This window comes from Sorangium sp. So ce362 (assembly GCF_051519845.1).
GTDB lineage: Bacteria > Myxococcota_A > Polyangia > Polyangiales > Polyangiaceae > Sorangium.
In genome coordinates, this window is record NZ_CP150332.1 from 4,291,611 (window position 1) to 4,316,497 (window position 24,887).

At 69.1% G+C, this 24,887-nt stretch carries 14 protein-coding genes; 6 read left to right on the top strand and 8 right to left on the bottom strand.

The genetic code is table 11. The annotated features are described in order from the left end of the window. Window positions 1-211: 211 nt before the first annotated feature. Together WMF17_RS16660 and WMF17_RS16665 are read left to right on the top strand one after the other, a co-directional pair. Window positions 212-502, top strand: a complete 291-nt coding sequence (locus tag WMF17_RS16660; RefSeq protein ID WP_437650425.1) for a hypothetical protein — start codon at window positions 212-214, stop codon at window positions 500-502. After that, complete coding sequence (locus WMF17_RS16665; RefSeq protein WP_437650427.1) at window positions 493-2,256, top strand: AIPR family protein; 1,764 nt, start codon at window positions 493-495, stop codon at window positions 2,254-2,256. The genes WMF17_RS16660 and WMF17_RS16665 overlap by 10 nt, the downstream gene beginning before the upstream one ends. 74 nt (window positions 2,257-2,330) lie before the next feature. Here WMF17_RS16665 and drmC read toward each other — a convergent pair whose 3' ends face one another. From drmC to WMF17_RS16695, 6 genes are all read right to left on the bottom strand, one after another. Then, window positions 2,331-3,113 carry a DISARM system phospholipase D-like protein DrmC gene (gene drmC, locus WMF17_RS16670; RefSeq protein ID WP_437650429.1) on the bottom strand — a complete coding sequence of 261 codons (783 nt, stop codon included), beginning with the start codon at window positions 3,111-3,113 and terminating at the stop codon, window positions 2,331-2,333. Continuing rightward, on the bottom strand, window positions 3,110-4,993 hold the full coding sequence (gene drmB / locus WMF17_RS16675) for a DrmB family protein (protein WP_437650431.1): 1,884 nt from the start codon (window positions 4,991-4,993) through the stop codon (window positions 3,110-3,112). Before drmB ends, drmC begins: the two co-directional genes overlap by 4 nt. After that, window positions 4,993-8,373, bottom strand: coding sequence for a DISARM system helicase DrmA (gene drmA, locus WMF17_RS16680; protein ID WP_437650433.1), 3,381 nt, complete (start codon window positions 8,371-8,373; stop codon window positions 4,993-4,995). The genes drmB and drmA overlap by 1 nt, the downstream gene beginning before the upstream one ends. 49 nt (window positions 8,374-8,422) lie before the next feature. After that, window positions 8,423-9,097: a hypothetical protein gene (locus WMF17_RS16685; protein ID WP_437650435.1), complete on the bottom strand. Its 675-nt coding sequence runs from the start codon at window positions 9,095-9,097 to the stop codon at window positions 8,423-8,425. Beyond that, entirely contained in the window at window positions 9,094-10,365 is a 1,272-nt protein-coding gene (locus tag WMF17_RS16690) for an AAA family ATPase (RefSeq protein ID WP_437650437.1), read from the bottom strand. Before WMF17_RS16690 ends, WMF17_RS16685 begins: the two co-directional genes overlap by 4 nt. Before the next feature lie 334 nt (window positions 10,366-10,699). Further along, window positions 10,700-11,134 (bottom strand): hypothetical protein, encoded by a 435-nt coding sequence (locus tag WMF17_RS16695; RefSeq protein ID WP_437650439.1) that lies wholly within the window; start codon window positions 11,132-11,134, stop codon window positions 10,700-10,702. Window positions 11,135-11,478: 344 nt separating this feature from the next. Between WMF17_RS16695 and WMF17_RS16700 the strand changes: the two genes are divergently transcribed. Together WMF17_RS16700 and WMF17_RS16705 are read left to right on the top strand one after the other, a co-directional pair. After that, window positions 11,479-12,213 carry a hypothetical protein gene (locus tag WMF17_RS16700; RefSeq protein WP_437650441.1) on the top strand — a complete coding sequence of 245 codons (735 nt, stop codon included), beginning with the start codon at window positions 11,479-11,481 and terminating at the stop codon, window positions 12,211-12,213. Between the two features lie 10 nt (window positions 12,214-12,223). Next, complete coding sequence (locus WMF17_RS16705; RefSeq protein ID WP_437650442.1) at window positions 12,224-12,727, top strand: hypothetical protein; 504 nt, start codon at window positions 12,224-12,226, stop codon at window positions 12,725-12,727. Between the two features lie 24 nt (window positions 12,728-12,751). On the opposite strand, the gene WMF17_RS16710 is transcribed toward WMF17_RS16705, so the two are convergent. Both WMF17_RS16710 and drmD read right to left on the bottom strand, forming a co-directional pair. Further along, on the bottom strand, window positions 12,752-16,936 hold the full coding sequence (locus WMF17_RS16710) for a type IIL restriction-modification enzyme MmeI (RefSeq protein ID WP_437650443.1): 4,185 nt from the start codon (window positions 16,934-16,936) through the stop codon (window positions 12,752-12,754). Beyond that, the gene (gene drmD, locus WMF17_RS16715; RefSeq protein ID WP_437650444.1) at window positions 16,933-20,490 is read right to left on the bottom strand and encodes a DISARM system SNF2-like helicase DrmD; all 3,558 of its coding nucleotides are present in this window, start codon (window positions 20,488-20,490) and stop codon (window positions 16,933-16,935) included. The genes WMF17_RS16710 and drmD overlap by 4 nt, the downstream gene beginning before the upstream one ends. Window positions 20,491-20,973: 483 nt before the next feature. Between drmD and WMF17_RS16720 the strand changes: the two genes are divergently transcribed. Further along, entirely contained in the window at window positions 20,974-23,265 is a 2,292-nt protein-coding gene (locus tag WMF17_RS16720) for an McrB family protein (protein WP_437650445.1), read from the top strand. Next, on the top strand, window positions 23,262-24,884 hold the full coding sequence (locus WMF17_RS16725; RefSeq protein WP_437650446.1) for a DUF2357 domain-containing protein: 1,623 nt from the start codon (window positions 23,262-23,264) through the stop codon (window positions 24,882-24,884). The genes WMF17_RS16720 and WMF17_RS16725 overlap by 4 nt, the downstream gene beginning before the upstream one ends. Window positions 24,885-24,887 lie beyond the last annotated feature (3 nt).

Sequence of the window (24,887 nt, forward strand, 5' to 3'; positions counted from 1 at the left end):
TCGCGCGACCGGCTTGACTGGACCGGTTCGCGTGTGGTCCAAACGATGGGGAATCCCCGATGAACGGGCACTTCGGGCGCGCCGCTGGACGAAGAGGTGGATTCATGGGCGAAGAGCATCGCTGGTTCGACGACCTCCCGGTGATCGGTCGCCTCCCCCTGCAGAGCGGGCGGCGGCGCTCCGCGCGCTCGACCCGCCGCCGGACGCCGAGGTGCAGGCGCAAACGAAGGGGTTCTTCTCGTCCGTACCCGATCCGTGGGAGCATACGTCGCACGCGTTCGGCTTCCTCCCGCCGGCCGTCTCTGGCTCGGGCCTCGTCGACGTGAAGCCCGCAAGCCAGATCAAGGCCGATCCCACGCTCCAGGACGCGCGCATCGCCGTCAGGCTCGACCGCCTGCGCGTCGCCGCGTACCCGGGTCCGGGTCAACACTGCATGCGACGAAGTGCGCGCCGGGGCTCAGGTGAGGCGCACCGCAATGAGGGGTGTACACGATGGGTGTGACAAAGCAAGCGTTAGAGCAAGCGTTCGTCGACCTGCGAGGGAAGTATGGTGGTGTGAAGGAGGACTACTTCGCACTCCTGTATATCGCAGAAGAGGTGGGTAAACCGGTTGTCGATATTGCTCATCAGGTCGCTTTCGGTAACAATGATTTCGGTATCGACGCCTACCACTTCGACCGGGAGCGACGAAACTTATATTTGTACCAGTTCAAGTGGTCCGAGGACTATCAGCTCTTCAAAGGATCGCTCGCGCGTCTGGCCGTCGCGGGGATGGATCGGATTTTTGGTAATCCGCATCAGGTGCACGAACAGAACGAGATGCTCCTGCAGCTCAAGATGTGCCTGCACGAGAACCAGGCCATCGTGGACCGCGTCCTCATCTACTTTATATTCAATGGTGACCCAGAAAAGGCGGAAGGCAGTGCGGTCCTTACGGCCATGCGCGAGGATCTCGAGAAAAAGAAGTATCTCGTCGATAGCTACTTTTCTGGCCGTGATGTGACGTTGTCCTTCCAGTTTCTGTCGAACGAGACGAGGAAAAAACGTCATCAGATCATCAAGAAGACGCACCGCTATACCATCAGCTTTCCGTCGTCCGTTGAGGCCCACGCGGACGACGGGCAGCTGATGCACGTAGGCTTCGTGTCCCTCCTCGACCTGCATGCCATGCACATGGATATGGGGCAACGCCTGTTCGAGAAGAATATCCGCGCAGGGTTGGAGGGCGAACGTCCAGTCAACCGGGCGATTCGGGCAGCTCTCGAGCGAATCGTCAAGGGGGACGCGCTTCCGAGCGAGTTCATATTCAACCACAACGGCGTGGCCCTTTACGCGGAGCGGTTCGAGCCCGATGGGGGGCGCGCGACGATCACCGAGCCGCGGGTGTTGAACGGTGCGCAGACGATCACCAGCATCACCCGCTTCTTCGAAGAGAACGAGAAAAACAGGCTGCTCGACCAGCATCGAGATCGCCTCGGGCTCGTGCGCGTGCTGGCCAAGGTGGTGAGCCGATGTGACGAGGATTTCGTTGCGGCGGTGACAATCAACACCAACCGGCAGAACCCCGTGGAGCCCTGGAATCTTCGCGCAAGTGACCGGATTCAGCTCGAGTTTCAGGACAGGTTTCGCGATGAGCTCGGCATCTTTTACGAGCGGCAGGAGAACGCCTTCGATGCCCTCACCGACGAGGACCTGCACGTGATGGGGGTCGACCAATACAAGGCCATCAAAATTCGTCCGCTGGCCCAGACATTTCTTGCCGCTCAGGGTGAGATCGATCGGATGTCGCGCCTGCGTGATGTGTTCGAGCAGGAGCAGATGTACAGAGCTGCGTTCAAAGAATCCTATCTTCGAACCGACGCCCGACGCATCCTCCTCGCCTACAAGATCCACTTTCGCCTGAGCCGTATCATCCGGGAGATCGTGGAGAAGGGCGCCGCGAAGTACGCCTACGTGGGACGTGCGCGGAATCTCGTCTGGGCCCTGCTCATTCAGGCGATGCTGAACGACTCAAAGATTGATCGTCTCATCGAAAATTACGGTACGCGGTTGGTTGCTGAGGCGGATTTCTTGGAGCACCTGAAGACGCTCGCCTCGACCCGCGTGCGCCTCATCTTGAGCGAAGCCTTCAAAGAGCAGCGCTATCAGGAGCTTATTGCAGAGGAAAAGTACAGCTTCCTTCGCACGAAGGCGACGTTCCAGCGATGCATGGAGGCTGCCGATGACAAGTACGGTTGGAAGAAGCAGCCGCTCTAGCGAAAACCGAGCGCCGGTGAGCTCGTCACGTTGATGGCAGATCGTCGTCCTCCGCGTCTCCGAACCAGCGCACGCTACGCTGGCACGTACTCGCCCACGATCCGCGCGTCGATCAACCCGAGCCACTGCCCGGCCAGGTAGCTCGCGAAGCTCGGGTCCTCGATCAGGACGCCGACCTCGATGTTCCTCTCCTGGCCTCGCTGCGTGAAGTTGGCGCTCGATACGAAGGCTCTCACACCGTCGACGACGACGCACTTCGCGTGCAGGCTGCAGTACGGCGGGCCGGGCGCGAGCGCGCGCTTGTCGTAGTAGAGGCGCGGGCGGGGCTCGCCGAACGGCCAGCTCTCGGTGAGGAACTTGCCGAAGTACCGCGTGAGGTGCGCATCCGCGGCGGCGCGGCGCTCGATCTGCGGGATGTCGATGAAGAACCGGGCGTCGACCTGGCCGCTCCGCATGGATCCGTACAGCGGCGCCAGCACATCCTCGGCGTGATCGAAGCTGTAGCCGGCGAGGAGCACGCTCTCCTGTGCGCCCTCGAACAGCGACCGCAGCACGACCGCCGTGTCTCGGGCGGTCCCGACGGGCACGTCCGGGCCAGTCCACACGAGCTCCGGTGTCGGTCGGCGGTTCTCGCGCTCGGCGAGCGCGATGTCGAGGATCGCAAGGCATGCGGCCATCCTGTGGCCGGCGAGCGCGTGCTCGATCGCCTCCACCTGATGCCGGATGCCCAGGCCGACCAGCGACGCCCGGTCCACCGGAGTCCGCAAGAGCCCCGATGCGATTGCCTCCCGGAGCGCAGCGAGCACCCCGGTGCCGACGAGCTTCAACGTGGGCCGGGAACCGGCGGCGCCGCTCATGGGCGCTCCCGGAAGAAGGCCAGCGCGGGATCGTTGCCGATCGTGGGCACGACCAGCGCGCGGTCGAGGAACCGGTTGAACCACTCGCAGGAGCACTCGGCGATGTAGAGGCAACCGTGACACGCGGCGCCCTCCGTGCGGCGATCGCTCGACTCGGAGCTCGGGTCGTGCGCCGCGCAGACGGGGTCGTTCGAGCAGAGCCGCCCGAGATCCCACGCCTCGCGCAGGTGATGCTGGATCCTCCGGCCCTCCTCGACGAGGCCGCCCAGGGTGCCCTCGCTGCCGGTCGTGCCCGTCGTGAGCATCACGGCGGCCATGTTCGGCCCATCGACCTCGGCCTTGCCGCAATAGATGCGCTCCCGGATGGCGCTGGCGGCATAGCCGCACTCCAGGCTCACCGCGGTGAGCAAGAGGTGCGAGAGCGAGTGCAGCAGGAAGAACCGGATGCCCGGAAAATCGCCCCTCCTGTCCAGGCCAAAGGCCCGCTCGAGCTGCGCGGCGCGCTCTTTTACGGCGTCACGCTTCTCCCAGTCGTCGGACAGCACCTCCTCGTCCAGCTCGACGAAGATGCCCTCGCCGCGCACCTCGGCGGCGGGGAGCCACTTCTCGTTGCCCGTGGGCAGCGTGAGCACCGTGGGCTTCACCTTGCGCCCGGCGAACTCGTACTCGCCCTGCAAGTTGGCGCCGATCGAGTCGAACCGGCTGAAGCTCACCTGGACCCGCACCTCGCGGAGCTCGGGGACGACGACGAGGCCGCCAACACCCTGCGGCAGCTCGATGCGCGGCTTCGGCACCCGGTACGCCGCGAACTGGACACCCCGGTCAGGGACCGTTCCGGGCTGCTCGGTCGGCGCGTTGACCAGCCGATCGTACTCCGCGCTGCGCAAGGGGCGCTCCGACGTCGCGGTCGTGGCCTCGTTCTCGGCGCGGATCGCCGCGAGCACCTTCTCCGCCGGAGCCTCGCCGATCGCGCTCGCGACGTGCTCCATGAGCCCGGCGATCATCGAGAGCTGCTCCGCCGTCTTGACCTTCTGGACGGCCTTCCAGACGTCCTTCTCCCGCAGCCGGAGGCGCAGCGGGTCGGGCTCCGGGTCCGGCAGGCGCAGCGCGCTCACGACCTGCCCGAAGTACGCGTGCGACGCCGTGCGGACGAGCAGTTCGCTGCGCTGATCGCAGGGCTCGCTCGCCGCGCGACCGCCGAGCCAGGGGCGATCCCCGTTGCAGTTGTACGGCAGCACCGTCGCCTTGCTCATGGGCGTCGTTGCGTCGCAATTCTTGCAGTGCACGAGGATGCGCGCGATATCGCCGATCGCCCTCTCCTCGAGGTAGAGCTCCGGCCGGTCGCACACGCCTTCTCGGCCCAGGTGCGCGAACGGGATCCACGGGAAATCCGACAGGTGCCCGCGCTTGCACGCGGCGACGAAGCGGACCGGCACGACGCTCGACCACTTGTTCTTCGCGCACTCGTGGCGATAGCGACCGTTCTTGTTCTCGAACTGCTCCGACGCCCGCGCCAGGCGGCGGCACTTCTGGCAGACGAACCACCGGGGAAACTCGAGCGCGCGGACGCCGACGCTCGGATGGTGGCTGCGCGCGTCGCCCTCGGGGGCCATGCGAAAATAGCCCTCGCGCGCCAGATCGAGGTCCGGATCGAGCGCCTTCAGGCGGGGGATGAGCGAGCGCCGGAGCCGAGGGTCGTCCAGCGCGACATAACCCTTGGCGCCATAGCTCCAGTGCTCCAGGCCGCCGATGACGACCGCGCGATCGACAAGGTCGACCATCGCGCCAGGGCCGAACGTGCTGACGAGCTGGCTCTGCCGGAGCTGGCCGTCCGAACGCAGTGCCCTGCGGGCGTCCTTCCTCTTCTTCGGATCGTTCATCAGCCCCTCTCGTCGAGCTGCTTGAACCGCAGCCACACATGCACGCTCGGCTCGACGTCACGCATGGACGTCGGGACCTGGAAGTACCGGGCGTCGTGGTCGTCGGGCGGGTCGTCGCTCGCCGTGAACAGAAGATGGAGGCCCTCCTGGCCGGCGCGGTCGTTCTTGCTGTAGACGCGCCTCGCCGCGCCGGTGCGCGCCTTGTCGACCACGCGCTCCCATGCGTCGAGGAAGCTCCGGCCGCGCGCGCGCACCAGCTCGGCGATCCGGTCCTCGGACTGCTTCTCGGGGAAGTGCCGGTGATGGCTGGCCCGCGCGACCATCCAGGCGACCATCGCCTCGGCCGCGGGCCGCTGCTCGTGGATGTTCATCACGCCCGCCGGGGGCTCCATCCGGGGGACGCCGTGCCGGATCATCGACAGGAGGCTGCCCACGAGGCCTCGATCCAGCGCCTGGCCGCTGAACGGCGTGACGCTCGTCGCCTCGACCTCGCGGTACAGGCTCTCGTGGTACGCGACGAAGCGCTCGTAATGCGAGCGATCGCGCGGCCGCATGACGTTCAGGCAGGTGACGACCAGGCCCGGGTAGGCCCGCCCGACGCGGCTCGTCGCCTGGATGTACTCGCTCGTCGCCTTCGGCTGGCCCGTGACGACCATCAGGCCCAGGCGGTCGACGTCCAGGCCGACCGAGATCATGTTGGAGGCGAGCACCACGTCGAGCGGCTCGGGGTCGGTCGAGGTGCGCCGGGCGTTGAGGCGCTGCTTCGTCTGCTTGACGTTCTCGGTCCGCTCGCGGGACGTGAGCTCGGCGGGCATCTCGAGGTTGCGGTCCTTGGCCCACGGGTGCGGCCCGAGGAAGAGCAGCGGTCGCTTCTCCTCCTCGATGTTGTCGACGCGGTTGCGCACCTCGTCCTCGACGAGGCGCCGCATGCCCCCGAGCTCGCGCAGGCTGTTGAAGTACCCGATGAGCGTCATGTACGGGTCGGCCGGCTGCTTCGGGTCGCCCTTCGGATCGAAGTGCTTCCGCGCGGCGGCGAGCAGCGCCGCGTAGGAGCGCACCGAGACCGCGCGGAGCGCGCGCCCGGGGGCGCCGACGCCCACGTACAGCCGGCCGGGCTTGTCGCGCTCGACCTCCGAGAAGAAGGTGTCGCCCTCGGCGATGCCGCGCGGGGGGAAGAGGACCATCGTGCGCCCGAAGAGCGCCTTGATCTGCTCGCGCGCGCGCCGGACCGTCGCCGTCGAGCAGACCACCTTCGGCGGCCGGGGCGCGCCGCCGATGGGGTGCTCGCAGAGGTAGTCGACGGCGGCCTCGTAGAGGCCCACCATGGTGCCGAGCGGGCCGCTGATCAGGTGCAGCTCGTCCTGCACGATGAGCTCGGGGGGCAAGAGCCCCTCGGGGAGCGGCTTCGCGCCGGGCCTTGGATCGTGCATCACGCCGTAGGCCCGCTGCGCGTCGAGGTGCGTGGCGCGGCCGAACAGCATGCCGGCGTCGCCGAGCCAGGGCATCATCGCGAACTTGTCGACGGTGGCGACGAGGAAGCCCGGGACCTCCTGGTAGATCTGCTCGTCGACGAACAGCACCGGCAGGCCGAGGCCCGGCGTCCTCGCCTCGGTGTAAAGGCACTTTCCATTGTCGCAGTAGACGGCGGCGCGCGCGAAGCTCTTCTTCGTCGGCTTCCCCTCGGCGTCGACGAGCTTGATGTTCTGGATCTTGATCGGCTCGCCGCACCACGGGCAGGTCGTGAGCGGGAAGGGGGAGTCGGTCCGGCCCGGGGTGTAGTCGGAGAGCGCCTCTTGCACGTCCTTCAGCCGGTTGGCGCTGGCGCTCGCGCCGACCCAGAGGCCGATGGTGAACCGGGCGTTGCCGAGCTCCCCGGGGTACTTGCGCCGGAGCTCCTCCAGCGCGCATATCAAGGTGGCCGCGCGTCCGAGCTGGTCCAGGGTGAGGAGCCGCAGCGTGTACCGGAGCAGGACCGCGACCCCGCGGCCCTCGTGCGGCGTGCCTTGCCCGCGGAGGCGCCGGAGCAGGAGCACGAACGCGATGAGGCCCAGGTAGGCCTCGGTCTTGCCGCCGCCGGTGGGGAAGTAGATGAGCTCCGCGAGCTTCCGCTCGGGGTGGCTCGCGTCCACGACCGACGGCAGGTTCAAGAGGATGAAGGCGAGCTGGAACGGGCGCCACTCGGGCTGCCTGCCGCCGATGTAGCGGCGATCCTCGCGGGACAGGTCTGCTTGCACCGCCGCGACGTGCATCGCCTGGTTCATGAACTTGAACGCCTTCAGCGCAGCCTTGTTCTCGCCCAGCAGGGCGATGCCCGCGGCGATGCGTTCCTTGGCCCTCGCCGCCTTGCTCATCAGGTCGTCGCGCGTGTCCGCGAGCGATGCCCGGTCGAGCCCCGCATAGCGCTGGTCGTCGATCCACGCGCCGTACGCCTCGATCAGGGGCGAGAGCGCGTTCGCGATGCCCTTGGCGTCGAGCTTGCCGAGGTCCATCATGCCCAGCGCGGCGTCATCGATCTTCCGGTGAGCGACGCGCGGCACCTCGAAGCAGGGGAGCTGCGTGGTCCGGAGGCGGAGGACCTTGCCGTTCTTCTCCACCGGGCGCTCGACGCTCGTGTTGTGGCCGACGGCCCACTCCCTGTGATCGCGGAAGGCGAGCGCGAGGGCGCGCTGGTCCTCGTCGCCGTCCTCGCCGCGCCGGTTGGGGCGGGAGACGAAGCCGCGCTCGTAGGTGAGCTCCATCCGCACCTGGAAGGCGAACTGCGTGTCGCGGTCCTGCTCCACCGCGGTGCGGTCGTTCACGAGGAACAGGCTCAGCACGCGCGTGCCGGGATCGAGGCCGTCCATGGCCGTCGTGCGGAGCTCTCCCTTCAAGATGAGGTTGCGCGAGCCGGGGATGGGGATCCCGTCCTTCTGCTGGAGGACGCTCGGGTCGAGCGGGACCGCGACGCGGACCGGGCCGTACGGCACCCGTTTCCAGCCGGGGACCTTCTTGTCGGTGTGGTCGAGCGCGACCTCGATCTTGTCGTAGTCCGCGTACCAGACATCGACGTGGATCGTGTCGTCCTTGCCCGGGGGCAGGAACACGGACAGGCCCATCGAGGCGGGGAAGCGGACCGGCCGCTTGGGCTCCGGCTCCTCGTTGCCGGCGTCCTCGTTCTGGCTCTCGCTGCCGGCCGCGAGTCCGGTGTCGGTGGAGTCGCGATCGTCCGGATCGGGGACACGGCCGCCCTGCGGCGCGAGGAAGCCGGTCAGGTACCAGCGCGACGGCGGGATCGGCAGGATCTCCTGGCCTCCCTGCGCGTGGCTGTCGGGCACGAAGGGGCCGATCAGATCGGCTTCGAGGGCTTCGACGAGGTGACGGCGGACGTCGGCAGGGGTCACCGCAGCAGGATCGCGTCCATGCTGGCGGGAAGGCAACCCTTTGGCGTGCTCACCGGAGGCGCTCCTCGATCACGCCGAGCATTTCGGGGAGCCGTGAGCCGTGCTGTTTCATCCACGTCGGGAAGAATGCGGCCCGAGCGGCGCGGCCGTACTGCTTCGGCGCGTGCTTCTGCTGGAGAGCGTAAAAGGCCTTCCACACCTGCTCCCGCAGCACGGGGAGGTCTCCCGAGTTGAGGCCGAGCGTCTGCTCGACATCGGTTTTGATGCCGGGGTGGTTCGATGTGATGAAAAGCCCCTCGCGGGTGTCGCGGCGCTCGAAGCGAAGCTGAGCGCAGGAGGCCTGCACGGTCGGATCGACGGTCAGCGCCGTCGACCCCTGCGCGGCGTCGCAGCTCCTCGTCCGCCATCCCGAGCGCTGCCCGCCGTCGCACGAGCCCAAGAGGTTCCTCCACGAGAGGGCCTGCGCTGGATCGACGTCGATGGGCGTGCGGTGGGCGATCTTCATCGTGCGCTCGCCGCGAGCATCGGCGGTGTCAGGGTCGATGCGGCGCATGCAGAAGGCGCAGAGCCAGCCCTGCTCGCGCGCGAGGTCGGCGCGCACGCGACCCTTGTCGATCTGGTCGAACGCGGTGCGAGCGCGCGTCGTCGTGGAGAGGTCGGTCGTCGATGCCGTGCGCGTCTCCGTGACCGTCGCCGGCTCCGCGCCCTTCACGATGTGCCTCACGAAGCGGCCTCGGTGGTGTCTTCAGGCGGCAAGAGCTGCTGGTAGAAGAAGACGTCGGGGTCGTCCCCTTCGATCATGGTGGACAGCTCACGGATGAGCTGGCGCGCCTCGTCGTAGCGATCGGCGTCGACCGCGTCGCGCAACAGGTTCAGCTTGGCCGCTACCTCGGGAGGCCGCCCTGGATCGCCGAAGGCCGCCTCCAGGATGCGGTTGGTGTCGCGCCGCCAGGTGCCGCGGTCGAGTGTTCGGAGCTCGAAGCGCTCCAGGACGCGGACGTTCGCCGCGTGCAGCGAGGAGAGCACCTGGGGAGAGTGGGTGGTGATGATGAACTGGGCCCGCGGGAACACCTTCTGAAGCCGCGGCAGGATGACCCGCTGAAGCCCGGGATGGAGGTGCAGCTCAACCTCGTCGATCAGGACGACCGCTGGGTGCTCGAGCGGGTTCTCCGCCTTCGGCGCCGCGAGCGCCATCCGCCGCGCGAGGTCCCCCGCCATGGCGAGGAGGCACTTCTCGCCGTCCGAGAGCTGGGCGACGTCGAGGCGCGTGCCGTTCAGCTCGACGGTCATGCGTTGCGGCCGACGCTCGATGCGGACCCTACGCGCGCCGGGCAGGAGCGCTTCGATCGCCCTGCGTACCGCCGGCAACGGCGACGCCGTGGAGGACGCGTCTAGGCCTTGCTCCTCGTGCAAGATCTCGAGGACCTGCTGCTCGTTGAGGATGTCTTCTTCCTGGCGAAACCATTCGAAGAAGCCCCGGAAGTTGCTCGCCCCGCCCTCGAGCGCGCCGTCGTAGGCGCTCAGCGCATCGAACTCGTGGGGCGTGCGGATCCGCTCCGGGATGTCGAGCGCGCTCCGGTTCGTGGGGAAGTAGACGACGAGCGGGAGGAGAGGGGAGCCGAGCGCAATCGTGGCCTGCGCGGCAGCGACGGGCTCATGCAGCGCGTCGAGCGCGCTTGGCGCTCCAGGCGGGTGCCCCGGCAGCGTCTTCGCGATGCTCCAGTGGGTGGGCTGCACACTGATGTCCGCGGTCAGCGAGAGCTGCGCCGTCGACGCTCCAACCCGGACGTCGCTCGCACTTGGCGCGATGGTTTCGGGCTCTCCCGAGCGGATGCTCTCCACGAGGCACGAGAGCAGGAGCGCGAGAGCGTCAAGGATCGACGTCTTGCCGGCGCCGTTGACGCCGACGAGTGCGGTGACGTCCGGCGAAAAATCGAGGTCGAGGCTCCTGAAGCCCCGGAAATCGCGGAGGGAGAGGCGGGTGATCTTCATGGTCCGGACGGCGTGACCATATACCGGAGAACGAACGCGTGGCGAGCCCGGAGGGCGCGGTCGAGGTCGCCATGCACGCGAGCAGGCCCAGCGCGCGTCGTTCCTTGCTCGCAGCGGGGTCGCCCGCGCGCGGTTCCTTGGGATGCCGGCTACCTGGCCGAGCACGGGCGCGTTGCGGATGACGAGCAGCGCAGCGCGCGCTCGACGCGCCCGCCCCCTCGGTGGCCTCTGTCCCCCCTGGTTCGCTGGCGGCACGATCTCCAGCGCCGCCGGTATGTTCAAAGGGGCGCTAGCCGCCACCGAGATAGCTGTACGTTCATCGGTAGAGCTCCCATCATGTGCCGCTACCAGGGTGGAATTCCTGATTGAGAGCGCGCGCGTAGAACGCGGCTTCCCGCGACGCGCGCTTCCAGTCCGCTCCGAACAGAGACTCCATGCACTGAAGGGCGAGCGGGCAGAGCTCGGGCGACCGCTCACCACCCGAGAGCGCAGCGGAACCCAGTCCGCCGAGTCGCCGCATCCGCTCGACGTCTTCCACGGTGATGGGTCTCGGCCCGTGCAGGCGACCGCGAACCTGCTCCACCATCGCCCCCTCGACGGCGAGCAGGGTGTTTTCCCACGCCACGGGATCCACCTGGAGATCGGCGTCGCCGCGTTCGATCGCGTCGGCGACGATGCGGATATAGCCGACGGCGTAGAGCTTGGTCATCGTCGCCCAGTCGAGCAGATCCTCGAGGTCTTCCGTGAGGATTTGATCCGGGTGAGGCATGCCCGGAGTCTAGTGCAGTCGGGAAGGGGGCAGCGGCGCTGCGGCGCAGCCCTCAGGGCGATTTGTGTCGATGGGCTCGACCGCCAGCACGGCTCTGTCGAACGAGGGCAACCTGCCGGCGTGGAGCGATCCTGGGGATCGCACGCGAGACGAAGCCGGAGGATGCGCGCGGCGTCGCGAAGCACGCGCGGGCTCGGCCCAGGAGAGCTCTCCATGCGCGGTCACGGGTTGGTCGATCTCGGGAAGGGAACGGGTCAGGTAGGCCCCTACGTTCACACCCTGAGAGGGCCGCATGGACGCCGCTCGCGAGCCTGGATACGGTGCGCCGCGTCAAGGAGGGCACCATGCAGGCGTGGATGCATTCCGTGGGGGCGCTTGTGTTGACGGGAGGCATGGTGGCGGCGCTGGTGCCGGCATGCACGATTCACCTCCGTCCGTCCGATGGGGGTGAGATCGAGGACGAATCCGCGGAGCACCCGCCGCCGGCGCGCCCCGATGAGGACGGCGAGAGCGAGACGGACGACGACGACGTGGAGGACGATCAGGAGAGCGAGACGATGTCGCCCGAGGCGGAGGCGGCCTACGATGAGCTCATGAGCATCGACCCCCAAGAGGTCGCGCTCAAGACGATGGCGACCTCCTACGCGGCGGTGATGGTCGCGAGCCTCGTGGAGACGCAGGTCGTCGATCCTGCGGCGCTCGACCTGGAGGCGCTCGACGCGCTGATCCAGCAGTACGCACCGGCCGGGTGGGACTCGGCGCGCCTCTGGATCGAGACGCCCGAGGCGACAACGCTGGCTGCGACCGATGGCGTGTACCCCGACTTCGCGTGCTTCAATGAGCCGTATGGGTGCCCTCAGACGACCGAATGTCCGTTGAGCAACGGCGAGCAGGCATTCTGCATGGTGACACACTGTGGAACAGGTGAATGTCCCTGGTGCCCGTGGGGGCTCGGGAACGTCCTTTTCAAGTCGTGGTGCGCCTACGGCTGTCTCAAGAACGGTAACCTTGTTGCTGGGGCCTACATCCTGGTTTCAAGCGGCTGGGGTCCCGGCAAACGTCAATGTACGTACTGGTGAGGGAGGAGCCATGAAAATCACATTCGAGGACGGGAACACCCTCACATTTACGGACGGCGATGGAAGAGAGGACATCGAGGACACGACGGATATTTTCAATGTTATCTACTGGCTATCGGCGTTTGCTGCCCCGCGTGTCTACCGGACATTTAGCCGTGTACCACCTCGCGAGCACATCCTGCGCTTGCTGGATGTCTATACTGCGTACGTGACGAGGGGGGCTCACCATATGGCACCGCAGTTTCAGCCTGTGCACTACGAACGCCGCCTGCCGCTTGCGACGCGGCTGCGTGAGCTCTTCGCGTCCTGGGCACCGCCTGAGCTGCCTCAGGAGGTCGTCGAGATTTCACGGGCGCTCATGGAGCATGAGGGCATCAAGCCACCCGCCTGCGGGTGGGATGCGTACGAAGATCCGGAGGAAGGCGGGATCAAGCTCGAGGACGCGCTCTTGTGGCCTGAAGGCGTGCCGGCCATTCTCAAGGGCCAATGGCCACCGAAGCAGGGGAGAGCGTAGCTGGAGCACGCGCGCAGGCTCGGCTCAGAAGAGCTTGCGCTGCGCGGTCGCGGATTTCTTGCCCTTTCCCGGCTTCTTCGGTGCCGCGGCTTCCTGCGGCGCGGCCTCGTTCGCACCGGCGTCGTCGCTCGCCGCGCGGCCCTTCTTCTTCCCCGCGAGCCCGAGCCGCTGCTCCTCGCGCGCGCGCTCGGCGTTCAGCACGTAGAGACGGTCTATGACCTCGTCCTCGAACGCCTGGAGCGCCTCGCGGTCCTTGTCCGTCAGGGGACAGTAGGGCGGCACGGCGATGTCGCTCCAGCCGTAGGCGGCGAGGACGGCACGGTCCATGTCCTCGTGGAGGCGGCGCAGGTCGAGGATGCGCGAATCGTCGCACGTCGGGTCCTTCAGCGCGTTGTACGTCTTCGTGAGGCCTTGGTTGGCGTCGACCATGAAGCGCGCGCGGGTGTCGTAGAGACCCTCGCCGATCGATTCGAGCTCGGGGATGACCGTGCGCGGGTCAGGTTTGGGGAAAGGAAACGTCTCGAAGCAGTCGGAGGCGGAGTAACGTAAATCAGTCTTCATCGATGACGAGAGCAGGCGTGCCCATGGCTCATGGATGCGGGACTGAAGGACGGCGAAGGGCGAGGCCTTGTCCAAGGGAAAGATGTATGTCTGCTCTGAGAAGATGCGGTTCGTTGGCTGGAAGGTGATGAGTAGATGTTTGCTGACCCGCGCTGTGACCAAGCAGCTTTTGAGCTGTGCCAGTGCGGAGTAGCATTCCGTGCTATATCGAGCGAACCGCCACCAGTGTCGCTTGTAAGCTGCCGCGGAGGCTGTGTCTCTTGTTCTTTCTCTTTCGGGCTTCACCTTTTCTCTGAGGATGCCGACAAGATCCGGCCACCGCTCGGCCTCGGCGAGGTCCATCTGTCCGAAGTTGATGGCATATCGATCGAAAGCCTGGGTTGGACTGGTGTTGAGCTCTTCGCCTCCGAGATATGGGAAGATTCGCGCTGCATTCTTCGCGTCCTTAGCAACGAGCGCTTCGCGCTCTGACGGTGTGAGCGTGAAACCCATGCCGAGGACGTAGCTTCCTACGTACGCCGCAGATGAGTTGGCCTCGAGCGCACTCGGTTCAGGGCGCTCCGGCTTCGGACGCAGGCGCGAGTTGATGACCGGCACGAGCTTCCCTCCAAGCGTGTGCCGAGTGTGCGATGCCGTATTGCCGTGCGCGCCGTGGACGATGGACACCGTGACCGCAGCCCGCCCTGGCCACGGCATTGAGTCGGTGGCATCGTAGAGAGTCCACTCCTTACGTACCAAGGTGGCAAGTCCGGTTGTTCGGGTGTCGCCCTGTGCTATCGTGTTGGTGGCGACGAGTCCGTATGTTCCGTGTTCGCCGAGGAGTGCTGTTGCGCGGCGGAAAAAGTAAGCACACAGATCCGCGCTCATGCTTCCGGGATAGCAGGCACCGAGCCACGCGAGGTAGCCGTCCCCGTGCTCCGTCGAGATGCGTTTCCCTCCAAGGAATGGTGGGTTCCCGACTACGCCCTCCATCCGCGCTTCCCGGTTGACCGTTCCCCTTTGCAGCGGATCCGGCCGCTCCTCGAAGAACACCTCCGGGAACTCGAGCCACCAGTGGAAGGGCGAAAGCTGCTGACGCGCCTCGTTCGCGAGCGCCTCCAACTCCTCACTCGCCGCCGCCGCCGCCGCAAAATCCGCCGACCGCTCCTCCTCGGCACGCGTCTCGTCCTGCGCGCCTCTCTCCCGCCCCAGCCACGTCTCCACCAGCGCGAGCCTTCGCTTCCGCTCCTTCTCCCGCGCGGCGTCCTTCGTCTCGGCGAAGAACGCCCCCACGCACGCATCCGCCACGATCCGCACCCGCTCGATCGCCTGCTGCGAGAACTCGAACAGCCGCCGCTTCTCGCCTTGCGACACCGGATCTTCGTGGTCGGCCAGCGCCAGAATCTGCTGGCGCAGCTCCACCGCCTGGTCGAGCGCGTCCCGCAGCAGCACCCGCACCGTCTCCGTCTGCCCCGACGGAGCCCAGTGGAACGCCTCGATCTGTTTGAAATCGAGCCCCACGAGGCTGTCCCCGTGCCGTAGCGCGTGATCCACGAACGTGAACGGCAGCGTCCGGCTCAACGTCACGAGCCACAGCGACAGCTTCGCCAGCTCGACCGCCGCCGCGTTCTTGTCGACGCCATACAGGCACTGCTGCGCCACGAGCCGCCGCGCGTGGAGGTGCGCATCGCCGTGCTGCTCGATGACGCGCGCCAGCTCGCCCTGCCGCGTCCAGGCGGCCACGATCTCCCCGGCCAGCTCGCGGCACGCGGCGACCAGGAACGCCCCCGAGCCCATGGCCGGGTCGCAGATCTTGAGCTGCAGGATCTGCTCCGGCGTGCGCGCCTCGCCCAGGCACGCGAGGAGCGGCTCCAGCGTGCGCCGCACGACCTTCTCGGTGAGCGAGCGCGGCGTGTAGTGGCTCCCCGTCCGCCGGCGCTCCTCGCCGGGCTGCAGCACCAGCCGGCCGGCGCCCGCGCGGTGGCGGTTCCCCTCGCCGCGGCGGCCGGCGGCATACCCCGCGAGCGCCTCCGCGAGCGCGCCGTCGTCCTTGCCCGCCTCCTTCACCGCCTTCTCGATCGCCTGGACCGGCCCCGGGTTCAGGCCGCACGTCTCCTTGAGAAAGCGCGCCCTGTCGGTCGGGCTCATCGCTCGCAGGGCCCGGGTCTCGACCCACACGCCGTGCTTGCCGAGCCGCACCGCGGGGCTCTCGAGCCGGAGCACGTGGTAGCCCATCAGCGACTCGTACACGCTGCCGATCTGCTCGACGTCGAGCGTGCGGTAGCTGAGCCGCTGCCCGCCGAAGACGATCAGCCGGTGCAGCACCTTGTAGACCGTTCCGTCGTCGATGCTCGGCGGCCGCGCCTGCGCCCGCGCCCCCGGGTCGGTGCCCGCGGCCGTCCACCCCGGCAAGCCGCCCTCGAGGAAGGGGTACGTGTTCGGGTCGAACAGGCGGCCTCGCCGCGGCGGGAGCTCGATCGTGCCGTGCTTCACGCCGAAGAAGACGGCCCGGAAGAGCGCCAGGAGCTGCCCGTACGCGCCGAAGCGGTGGTGCATGCTCTCGGGGTGGGCGCCGGCGTCGTGGCTGAGCCGCGCGTACAGGCCGCCGAGGCTCAGGTGCTCGGCGTACGTGCGGTGCTCCACCGGCAGCAGCGCCTGGTCCTCCGCGTAGAGCAGGAAGACGAGCCGCAGCACGACCGAGAGCACGCCCTGGTAGAAGTGGTCGCCCTCGGCCTCGATCGCCGCCCTCAGCCAGTCGAGCTGGTCGCGCCCGCAGTCGCGCGCGGCCGCGGCCTCGAAGCCGGCGACGAGCGTCTCGACCGCCTCGAAGACCTGCTTCGCGAGCTCCTCGGTGACGTCGGCCTGCCGGCGCCGGCTCTCGGCGAGCAGCCCCTCGAGCGTGTGCTCGGGCGAGGCGCTGTGCGCCCGCCGCGCGTGGAGCAGCAGGTCGAGCGCCGTGAGGAGCGGGCGGCCCTCCGAGCCGCGCAGGTGCTCGACCCGGAACGTGAGGTGCGCCGTCGACTCGCCGGCCGGCGCGTAGACGAGGCGCAGGTGCGCGCCGTTGAAGAGGAAACCGACGGGGACGCCGGCGTGCCGCAGGAGGCGCTCGAGCTTCGCCGTCGGCGGGTAGCGCCACGGCCCGGTCTCGCCCTCCGGCTCGTCGAGGTCGAGGCTGGCGCCGGTCTCCGTGAGGTCCCACAGGAGCGCGGACCACGGCTTCTTCGCGTCGGAGGCGCCCGCCTGCGCGGCGGGCTCCGAGGAGCCCCGCGACCCGCCGTCGCTCGCCGCCCCGTCCTGCGAGGCGCTCGGCGCCTCGTCGAACGCGGCGAACGGGTCGTCGGCGGTGAACGGGCCGCGGCCGAGGGCGAAGCTCGGCCGGATCTCCTGCCCGCCCTCGGCGGCATAGAACGAGAGCTCGGCCGGCAGCTCGGCGCGCGGCACGAGCATCCCCGGCGACGCGTAGCCGAGGAAGTCGCGGAAGAACGCCTCGAGGCTCCGGATGCGCGGCGGATCGCCCGTGAGCTGCGCCTCGAAGGCCGCCGAGAGCTCCGGCCGCTCCTCGGGGGCGATCTGCGCGTCGGCGAGCGCGGGCACGCTGAAGACGAGGCCCTCGATGGGCTGCGCGAGGCCGAGCCACTTCTTGTGAAAGAGAACGTCGCGATCCTTCATGTCATCGACTCCGGCCATGCGACGACGAGCCCCACCGGCGTGAGGCGCGACATGCGAACGTCGTAGAGCGCCTCGATCGCGGCCGGCTCGGACTCCATCTCGCCCGCGGCCGCCGCGCGCCGCCGCTCGAGGTGCCGCAGATCGAGGTCCACCTGGCGCTTCTGCTCCTTGTCCTGCACGTTGAAGAGGTCCGGCTGGCGCAGGCGCGCCTCCGCCTTGTCGATCGCCTGGCGCTGCCGCGCGAGCAGCCCGCGCAGGTCGTCGGCCTCGCGCCGCGCGCGCTCGGCGAGGCCCTGGCGCGCCTCGACCGCCAGCGCGTCGGCCTCGGCCTCCAGGTGCGGCCAGAGGGCCCGGAAGAGCACGTCGGCGTTCTGCTGGATGCGCTTTCCGATCGTTGCGTTGGGCGCGCGGCCCGAGCCCGCCAGGAGCCGCTCGGTCGAGGTGATCGCGTTCACCGACGTGGCGCGGTCCTTGTACGGCTTGATCTCGCTCGCCTCGCCGGACCACGCGGCCGCGACCGGGACGAGCTGGTCGTGGAGCCTCGCCGCCCCGATGCCGAAGAGCGTGAGGCGGGCGAAGCCGACGACGCGCACGACGCTCTCGCCCGGCGCGACGACGGCGCTCACCCGGGTGAGGTCGTGCGCGCCGAAGCCCTGCGCGAGGAAGCGATCGAGGATGCGCTTCACGAGCGGGTGCGCGAGGTGGAGCTGCTCGGCCCCCTCGGAGAGGCTCGCCAGCGGGTGGAAGGTCACCGGCCGCGGCGGCTTCTGGCGCCACTCCCAGAAGTCCTCGGTGCGCGCGCGGGGCGGCCTCAGCGTGTCGAGCGTCGCCTCCCAGGAGCGGTCGAGCGCCGGCAGCGCGTACGTCGGGCGGCCGTCGCTCGTCTTGCCCGCGTCCTTCAGCGATGACGCGCCCGCGAGCCGCAGCCCGATCTCGACGACGCCCCGCAGCGACTCGGGCTCGACCTCGAGCGTGCGCCGGGAGCTCTCCAGGCGCCGGCCGGCGCGCTCGACCTCGGCGCGCACGACCTCCAGATCGGTGCGCCGCGCCTCGAGCTCGGCGTCGACCGTGGCGGTCTTCGTGTCGGAGCCGACCTTCTCCACGCTGGCGCGCGCCTTGTGCGTGATGCCGTTCGCGAGCGCCGCCTCGATCTGGCCGAGCAGCACCGCCCCGAGGGAGCCGAGCTCGCGCTGCACCGTGGCGATCTTGCGCACGACGGTCTCGAGCACCTGGTCCTCGCTGCGCTGCGGGTAGACGAAGTAGTGGCAGCGGACCTCCGGGGCCGGCTGGAGCGTGCGGTCGATGCGGCCGTTGCGCTGCTCCATGCGGGCCGGGTTCCAGGGGATGTCGATGTGGAAGAGATCGGCGCAGTGCGCCTGCAGGTTGACGCCCTCGCGCGCGGCGTCGGTCGCGACGAGGATGCGCACCGGGTGCTCGTCGGGCGCGCTGTTGAACGCCCGCTGCACCTCGTCGCGGGCGTCGTCGCCCATGCCGCCGTGGAACTGCATGATCCGCTGGTCGCCCTCGTCGGTGTGCGCGACCGCCGCGGTGAGGAGCTCGACGAGGTAGCGCTTCGTGTCGGCGTACTCGGTGAAGAGGATGACCCGGCGCGGCGTCCAGGCGCGGCTCGCGCGCGCGTCCGCGCCGAGGCCGATGGCCGGGCACAGGTGCTCCCGCATCCAGCCGAGCAGGGCGAGCGACTTGGCGTCGGGCTCCCCGCGGGCCTTCTCGGCGAGCGCGCGCATCTCGGCGAGGAGCGCGCGGGCCTCGTCCGTCGGGCTCGGGAGCGCCGCGCTGGCGCGACGGACGGCCGCGTCGCTCTCCTCGGCGAGCGCGTCGTCGGAGAGGCCGTGCGTCTCCGGGTCGGCCTCGACGTCGGTCGCGGCCGAGCCCCTGGCCGCCGGCGCCTTGAGGGAGAGCTTTTGCTGCTGCGGCGCGGCGACCGGGCCGCCCTTCTTCGCGAGGCCCTGCGCGTGGACCTCGAGCGTGCGCGCGAACGCCTCGGGGCTCGAGAGGAGCCGCTGCTGCATGTGGATGAACGGGAGCCGCCCCTGCCCGGACTCCGGCGCGCAGAGCTCCATGTAGCGCTGGAGTTTCTCGCCGAGCGTGAGCTCGATCGGCTGCCCCTGGCCGATCTCGCTCGCCACCATCTTGCTCTCCTCGCCGGTCTCGGCGTCGTAGCCCGTTCGCTCGAGGCGCCAGGTTCCACCGCGGTTCGAGAGGGCGAGCTGCACGAGGAGGCGGCGGGGGAAGCGCTCGACGCCGAGCTGACGAAGATCGCGCTTGAGCCGGCGCACCATGACCGGTTCGAGATCCTTCTTTCCCTCGACCGGGACGCCGCGCGTGAAGCGCACTGGGTCGAGGATCTCGAGCAACGCGCTGAAGCTGTTCGAGTGGCCGTTGTGCGGCGTGGCGCTGAGGAACATGCGGTTGTCGAAGCGGGGCGCGAGGTCGCGGATCGTCCGCGTGATGTCCGTGTCGGTCGCGTACTTGCTGGCGGAGGCCGGCGCGGCGACGTGGGCCTCGTCGAGGATGAGCAGGCCCTTGCGCGCCCGTTCGCCGAGGTGGTGAAGGAGCGGCTCGCGGTACTCGCTCCGGCGCAGGAGCGCGTGCGAGACGATGAAGCGGTTGTGGGTGCTCCAGGGGTTGATCCCGAACCCGTGTTCCTGCCGCCGGTAGGCGACGAACTGCCGGGTCATGACCTCGAAGCGCAGGCCGAAGCGGCGCTGCATCTCGCCCTGCCACTGGAGGCAGACCGAGGCGGGGCACACGACGAGGACGAAGCTCGCCTGCTGGCGCAGGAGCAGCTCCTGGAGCACGAGGCCCGCCTCGATGGTCTTGCCGAGGCCGACGTCGTCGGCGATGAACAGGTTGGCGCGCGGCAGCTCGAGCGCCTTCATGAGCGGCGTGAGCTGGTGGGCCATCAGCTTGATGCCCGCCCGGAAGGGGGACTGGAAGCGGGTGGCGTCCGCGGCGCTCACCGCGCTCCACTTGAGGGCGTGCAGGTAGGCGCCGAAGTGCGCGGGGGGGTCGAGCCGCGAGGCGTCGCCCAGGCCGTGGGTCTCCGGCTCGACGACGCGCGCGCCGAGCTCGAGGTTCCAGAGCACGTCGAGCTGGCGTCCGGGATCGTCGTCGTCGAGGCAGACGAGGCGGACGAGCGGCGACTCGTCGCCCGTGCCCAGGGCCACGTCGTCGACGAGCCACTGGCGGTGCCGGGCGTGCACGATCTGGCCCTTGGCCGGCAGGCTGTCCGCGCTGGCGGCGGGCGGCCGTAGCGTCGCCGCGCGCGGATCGAACCCGGCGGCCTCGAGCACGAGCGCCTGGAGGTCGCCGCGCGCCCGGGCGGACGGGTCGAGGCCGTGCCGGCGGCAGACGGCGCGGAGCTCGTCGCGCCCGAGCTCACGGAGCAGGGTAGGGAGCCGCCCGCCCAGGTGCTCGGAGAGCCTGGAGGCGAGGCGGTCCTTGTTGCCGGCGATGTCGCGCACCTCGCAGCCGAGCAAGCGACAGAGGTCGAGGAGCCGCCCGGCGGAGATGACGGCGAGGACCGAGGGCACGGTGGGCGCCAGCGGGTCCGGGGCGGGACCGAAGGGCTGAAACGTAGCGACGCTCTCGAGAGCTTTGTGCGATTTTCTCGCGGCCATTCCTGTCTCCGGCGGTGCCCGAGCGCGGGCGACGGCCTCAAGGGGCGAGAGCATATCAGGAGAGCGCGCGATGTGATGCACGATGAATCGGGCGATCGAGCTACCTGCCCGCGTGGTCCCGTGGGCACTGCTCAGCTCGTGAATTCTGGGTCGCACGAAGAGACCATGGTCTCGCCGACGAGGGCTTCCGCGACGCCGGACTATGTGAAAGACTGTGCGGCAGTCCAGCCGCGGTGAGCTCGGACCGCGAAGCGATTGAGAACCACGGTGTAGGGCGAGCGGCCCAAGTGCGCGAGTCTGTCGGGCAGCCGAGCGTCGATGGCAGCGAGGTGCCACCGTCGGGTCGGCACCGGTAGGTCGTAGTGGACGGCACTTGATATTGCCGAGGGAGTCGATATGTTGACCGATGAACAGCTCACAGCCCTCTGGAAGGGCTTCGCCCAACCCAGCTGGGCGAAGTGGCAAAAGGACTACCTCGATTTCCTCTCCTGGGCGCACGGCACTCCCGAGCCCGAGCTGCGCACCGAGGCCGCGCAGAGGAAGCTCTGGAACGCCCGCGCGATCACCCCCGCCGGCTACGGCGATGCCATCAACGTCGACGCGCTCCTCGCCGATCCCGGGTTCGTGGACGCCATCGTCGGCCTCCGCGGGCGCGCCTGGCCGTCCGACGTCGCCGCCCGAGCGGCTGCAATCCAGGACGAATACGAGCGCATCCTCGGCATGGCCGTGGCGCGCGACGTCAAACCCAGGCCGTACGCCAAGCTCCAGCGGCTGGTCGGCGCGCTGCTGCCCGCGGAGCTGACGTGCGTGCTCAGCTACGACGCCGTCCGGCACGCCGCAAAGCTACTCCTCGGCGACGCGAGTGACCCCCAGCTCGTGGCCCAGGTGCAGATGCGCGCGCGGCTCCGGGCCGTTCTCGGCGAAGAGAAGAACCTGGCCGAGCACGTGCGACGCTCGACCTTCTGCTGGTGGATCCATGAGAACTACGAGCGGCTGGCGGCCGGGCAGATGCCGCCCTGGAAAGGCAATGTGGCCGTCGACAGCGGAGCGATGCGCCCACCCGACGACAAGCTGCCTTCCCTCGTGGTCTGGCCATTCGCGAAGCAGTACGTGGGCTATCTCGCGGTGCGCAACTTCGCCGGTGCATACCGCGCCGTGGTGCAGGCGGTGCTTCCAGGGCTCTCGCAAGACGACCTCGTGGGCGTGCTGCAGGCGAGCGGCAGCTTCGACAATGTCCCCACGCCATTGTTGCGCCAGCTCATCATCCGGGCCAAAGGCCTCGGGTTCATCGAGGAGCGCGGCGGTCTGCTCTACGCCACGAAGGACGGCGACGAACTGCTGGGCAGCGAGCAGCTGGACATCCTTATCGAACGCTTCTTCGAGCGCGTCTTCGGCTTCGCCCAGCTCCTCCGGCACCTCGATGAGCACCCAGGGTCGACCGATGAGGCCGTGGTCGGCGCTCTGCAGGCGCTCTATCCCAACTGGACCACCGCGCGCGTTCCCAGCGATCTCCGGAACTGGAGCAGCTACCTCGGCTTGCTCCAGCGCGACGAGCACGGCGGACTCTTCCTCACGCAGTACGGCAAGGCGTGGGTCGCCAGGCTCCCCAAGAATCTGCCGAAGCCTCCGCCCGAGGCGAGCCCCGGTATCGATCCGCGGACGCCCGTCGTCGCGCTGCCCGCGATCCCGTATCCGGCCTTCGACGCCATCCTCGCGCGCTTCAAGGCCGATCCGGAGATCGCCGACTTCGTCTTCGAGGACCGCCAGCTCGCCACCCTTCACGCCGCCTGGCGCTGCAACCCACGCAAGCGGTTCGTGCTCCTGTCCGGGCTCTCGGGCACCGGCAAGACAGCCGTCACGCTCTGCTACTCGCGCGCCGTCTGCGAGCTGATGGGGATCTCCGTCTCCGAGCACCGGGAGATCGTGCCCGTCTCGCCCGACTGGCGGGATCCCTCCGGGCTGCTCGGCTACTTCAACGCCCTGCACGCCGACCCCACGTTCCAGGCCGAGCCAGCGCTCCGGCTCGTCCTGCGCGCTGCCGCCGACCCGGGTCGGCCCTACTTTCTCATCCTCGACGAGATGAACCTGGCCCGCGTCGAGCGCTACTTCGCGCCGTTCCTCTCGGCCATGGAGACGGGCAAGGATCTCGTGCTCCACGCCAATGGCGTCGATGTCAACGACGTTCCCCCGCGCGTGCGCTGGCCGGCGAACCTCCACATCGCGGGCACCGTCAACATGGACGAGACGACCCACCCGTTCAGCGACAAGGTGCTGGACCGGGCCTTCACGCTCGAGTTCTGGGACGTGGATCTCAAGAGCTTCTTCGACCGCGCCGCGGCCAAGGCGCCCGGCAAGCGGCTGCTGGATGTGGAGGAGGCGCTGTGCGAGCTGCACGGCGCCATGCGCGAGGTCCGGCGGCACTTCGGTTACCGCACGGCCGGCGAGGTCCTCGCGTTCATGCACGCCGCTTCGGAGCTGGGCGGCGCGGCGCCGGCGGCGTTCCTCGATCAGGCCGTGTTCTCGAAGGTGCTGCCGCGCCTGCGCGGCGAGGATACGCCGGCGTTCAAGGGCGCGCTCGAGGCCCTCATGGGGATCTGCAAGCGCCGCAGCCTCGCTGTGAGCGAGGTGAAGCTCGGGAGCATGATGGAGCTGCTGAAGCGCACCGGCGTGACCCGGTTCTGGGCATGAGCCTCCAGGTCCGCGACGCGGCCGGCGCGGACGAGCGCGTCGTCGACGGCGTCCTGCATCTGGAAGAGGCAAGGACCTACCACGTCGATGCTCCCACGGGCGCCGGCGCCCCGCGGGCGTGGCTCGGGCCGCGGGAGTTGCCCTGGAGCGAGGAGCGCGGGTCGTTCACGCTCGACGTGGGCCAGTGGGTCGGCTCGGCGTCGCTGAGGGTGGCGCACGGCGCGCAGGAGACGGTGGTCGCCGTCGAGGTGGCGCCGCGCAGAGAGAAGCTCTCCGAGGGCGCGTGGCTGGCGCTGCTCGCGGACCTCGAGGCGTGGTCGCCGGGCCTGGCCATAGGCCTCGAAGGCGGCGGTGTCGGCACCGTGCAGACGGAGGGCACCACGGCCACGGTCCTCGCCGCAGCCCTGTTGCCGCTGGTGCCGGCGCTTGTCCGTGCCGTTCGTGCCATCGCCGCCGCGCCGCGGGAGCTCGCGACGACGACGCGCGAGGATGTGCCGCTGCGCGCCGTGCGGCGAGCGGATCGGGAGACGCTCCACTGGCTCGCGCGGCACCCGGCGGCTGCGTGTGCGGTGGACCCCTGGTTGGCCGCTCGCGCCGGCCAGCTGGACCCGTACGTGCCGCAGGACACGACGCACGAGACCATCGACCACCCGGTGAACCGCTATATCGCCTGGCTCGTCGGACGGGTCGCTCGCGTGCTCGGGGACCTGGGCGGCGCGCTCGGCCGCGCCGCCGGGAATCCACGGCTGCAGCCGGACACGGCGCAATGGTGCCGCGCGCGAGCGCGCGCGGCGGCTGGCGCGGTGGACGAGCTGTCGGCCACGTTGCGCCGGACGTTCCTCGGGTCGTTGACGCCCACGCCCGCCACCGAGGCCGCGCTCCTTGCGGTGCAGGACGACCCTGTCTACGCCCGAGCCCACGCGCTGGCTCGGCCTTTCCTCTCGCCGCGGTTCCGCCTGCGCGAGTCGCTGGACGGCGGCGAGGCCCCGGTGCGCCCGAGCTTCGAGCTCTACGAGCTGTGGGCGCTGCTCGCCGTCCAGCGGGCGCTCGCCGAGGCCCTCGACGGGTGGACGTGGACCTGGCGGCAGGCACCGGCGAGCGAGCTTCTCGCCGGCTTCGGGGCGGGGGCGGCGTTCACCGCGAGGCGCGCGGAGGATGGGGCGCGGGTCGACATCCGGTACAACATGACGTTTCCCGGATACCTCGCCCGGGGGACCTCGGATCGATACAGCGTCTCGGGTGAGCGTCGACCCGATATCGTGATCTCGTTCGAGCGGCCCGACGGCCCGCGTTCCTGGATCTGTCTGGACGCCAAGTACCGGGTACGTCGGGAGGCGCTCGCGGACGCCTTCGTGTCGCTCCACATCTACCGCGACGCGCTGCGGTGGGAGACGTTCGGCGGCGCGTGCCGAGGTGGGCTGCTCCTCGCCCCAGCGGTCGATCCGGAATGTCAGCCTTGGTTCGCGGCCGAGTTCCGTGAGCGGTTCGGGATCGGAGCCTGGCGGCTGACGCCCGGGGAGCCGCCGGACCTCGCGCTGGCCAGGCACATCCTCGCCATGGCAGGCGAACCTGCGCGGGCGTGGGCGCTGGCGACGGGGGCGCCCCCTCGCGATGCATAGCCG

Excerpts from the sequence above, each read along its gene's own strand:
- WMF17_RS16665 (WP_437650427.1), top strand. The coding sequence starts at position 493 with ATGGGTGTGACAAAGCAAGCGTTAGAGCAAGCGTTCGTCGACCTGCGA.
- drmC (WP_437650429.1), bottom strand. The coding sequence starts at position 3,113 with ATGAGCGGCGCCGCCGGTTCCCGGCCCACGTTGAAGCTCGTCGGCACC.
- drmB (WP_437650431.1), bottom strand. The coding sequence starts at position 4,993 with ATGAACGATCCGAAGAAGAGGAAGGACGCCCGCAGGGCACTGCGTTCG.
- WMF17_RS16690 (WP_437650437.1), bottom strand. The coding sequence starts at position 10,365 with ATGAAGATCACCCGCCTCTCCCTCCGCGATTTCCGGGGCTTCAGGAGC.
- WMF17_RS16695 (WP_437650439.1), bottom strand. The coding sequence starts at position 11,134 with ATGCCTCACCCGGATCAAATCCTCACGGAAGACCTCGAGGATCTGCTC.
- WMF17_RS16700 (WP_437650441.1), top strand. The coding sequence starts at position 11,479 with ATGCAGGCGTGGATGCATTCCGTGGGGGCGCTTGTGTTGACGGGAGGC.
- WMF17_RS16705 (WP_437650442.1), top strand. The coding sequence starts at position 12,224 with ATGAAAATCACATTCGAGGACGGGAACACCCTCACATTTACGGACGGC.
- WMF17_RS16710 (WP_437650443.1), bottom strand. The coding sequence starts at position 16,936 with ATGAAGGATCGCGACGTTCTCTTTCACAAGAAGTGGCTCGGCCTCGCG.
- WMF17_RS16720 (WP_437650445.1), top strand. The coding sequence starts at position 20,974 with ATGTTGACCGATGAACAGCTCACAGCCCTCTGGAAGGGCTTCGCCCAA.
- WMF17_RS16725 (WP_437650446.1), top strand. The coding sequence starts at position 23,262 with ATGAGCCTCCAGGTCCGCGACGCGGCCGGCGCGGACGAGCGCGTCGTC.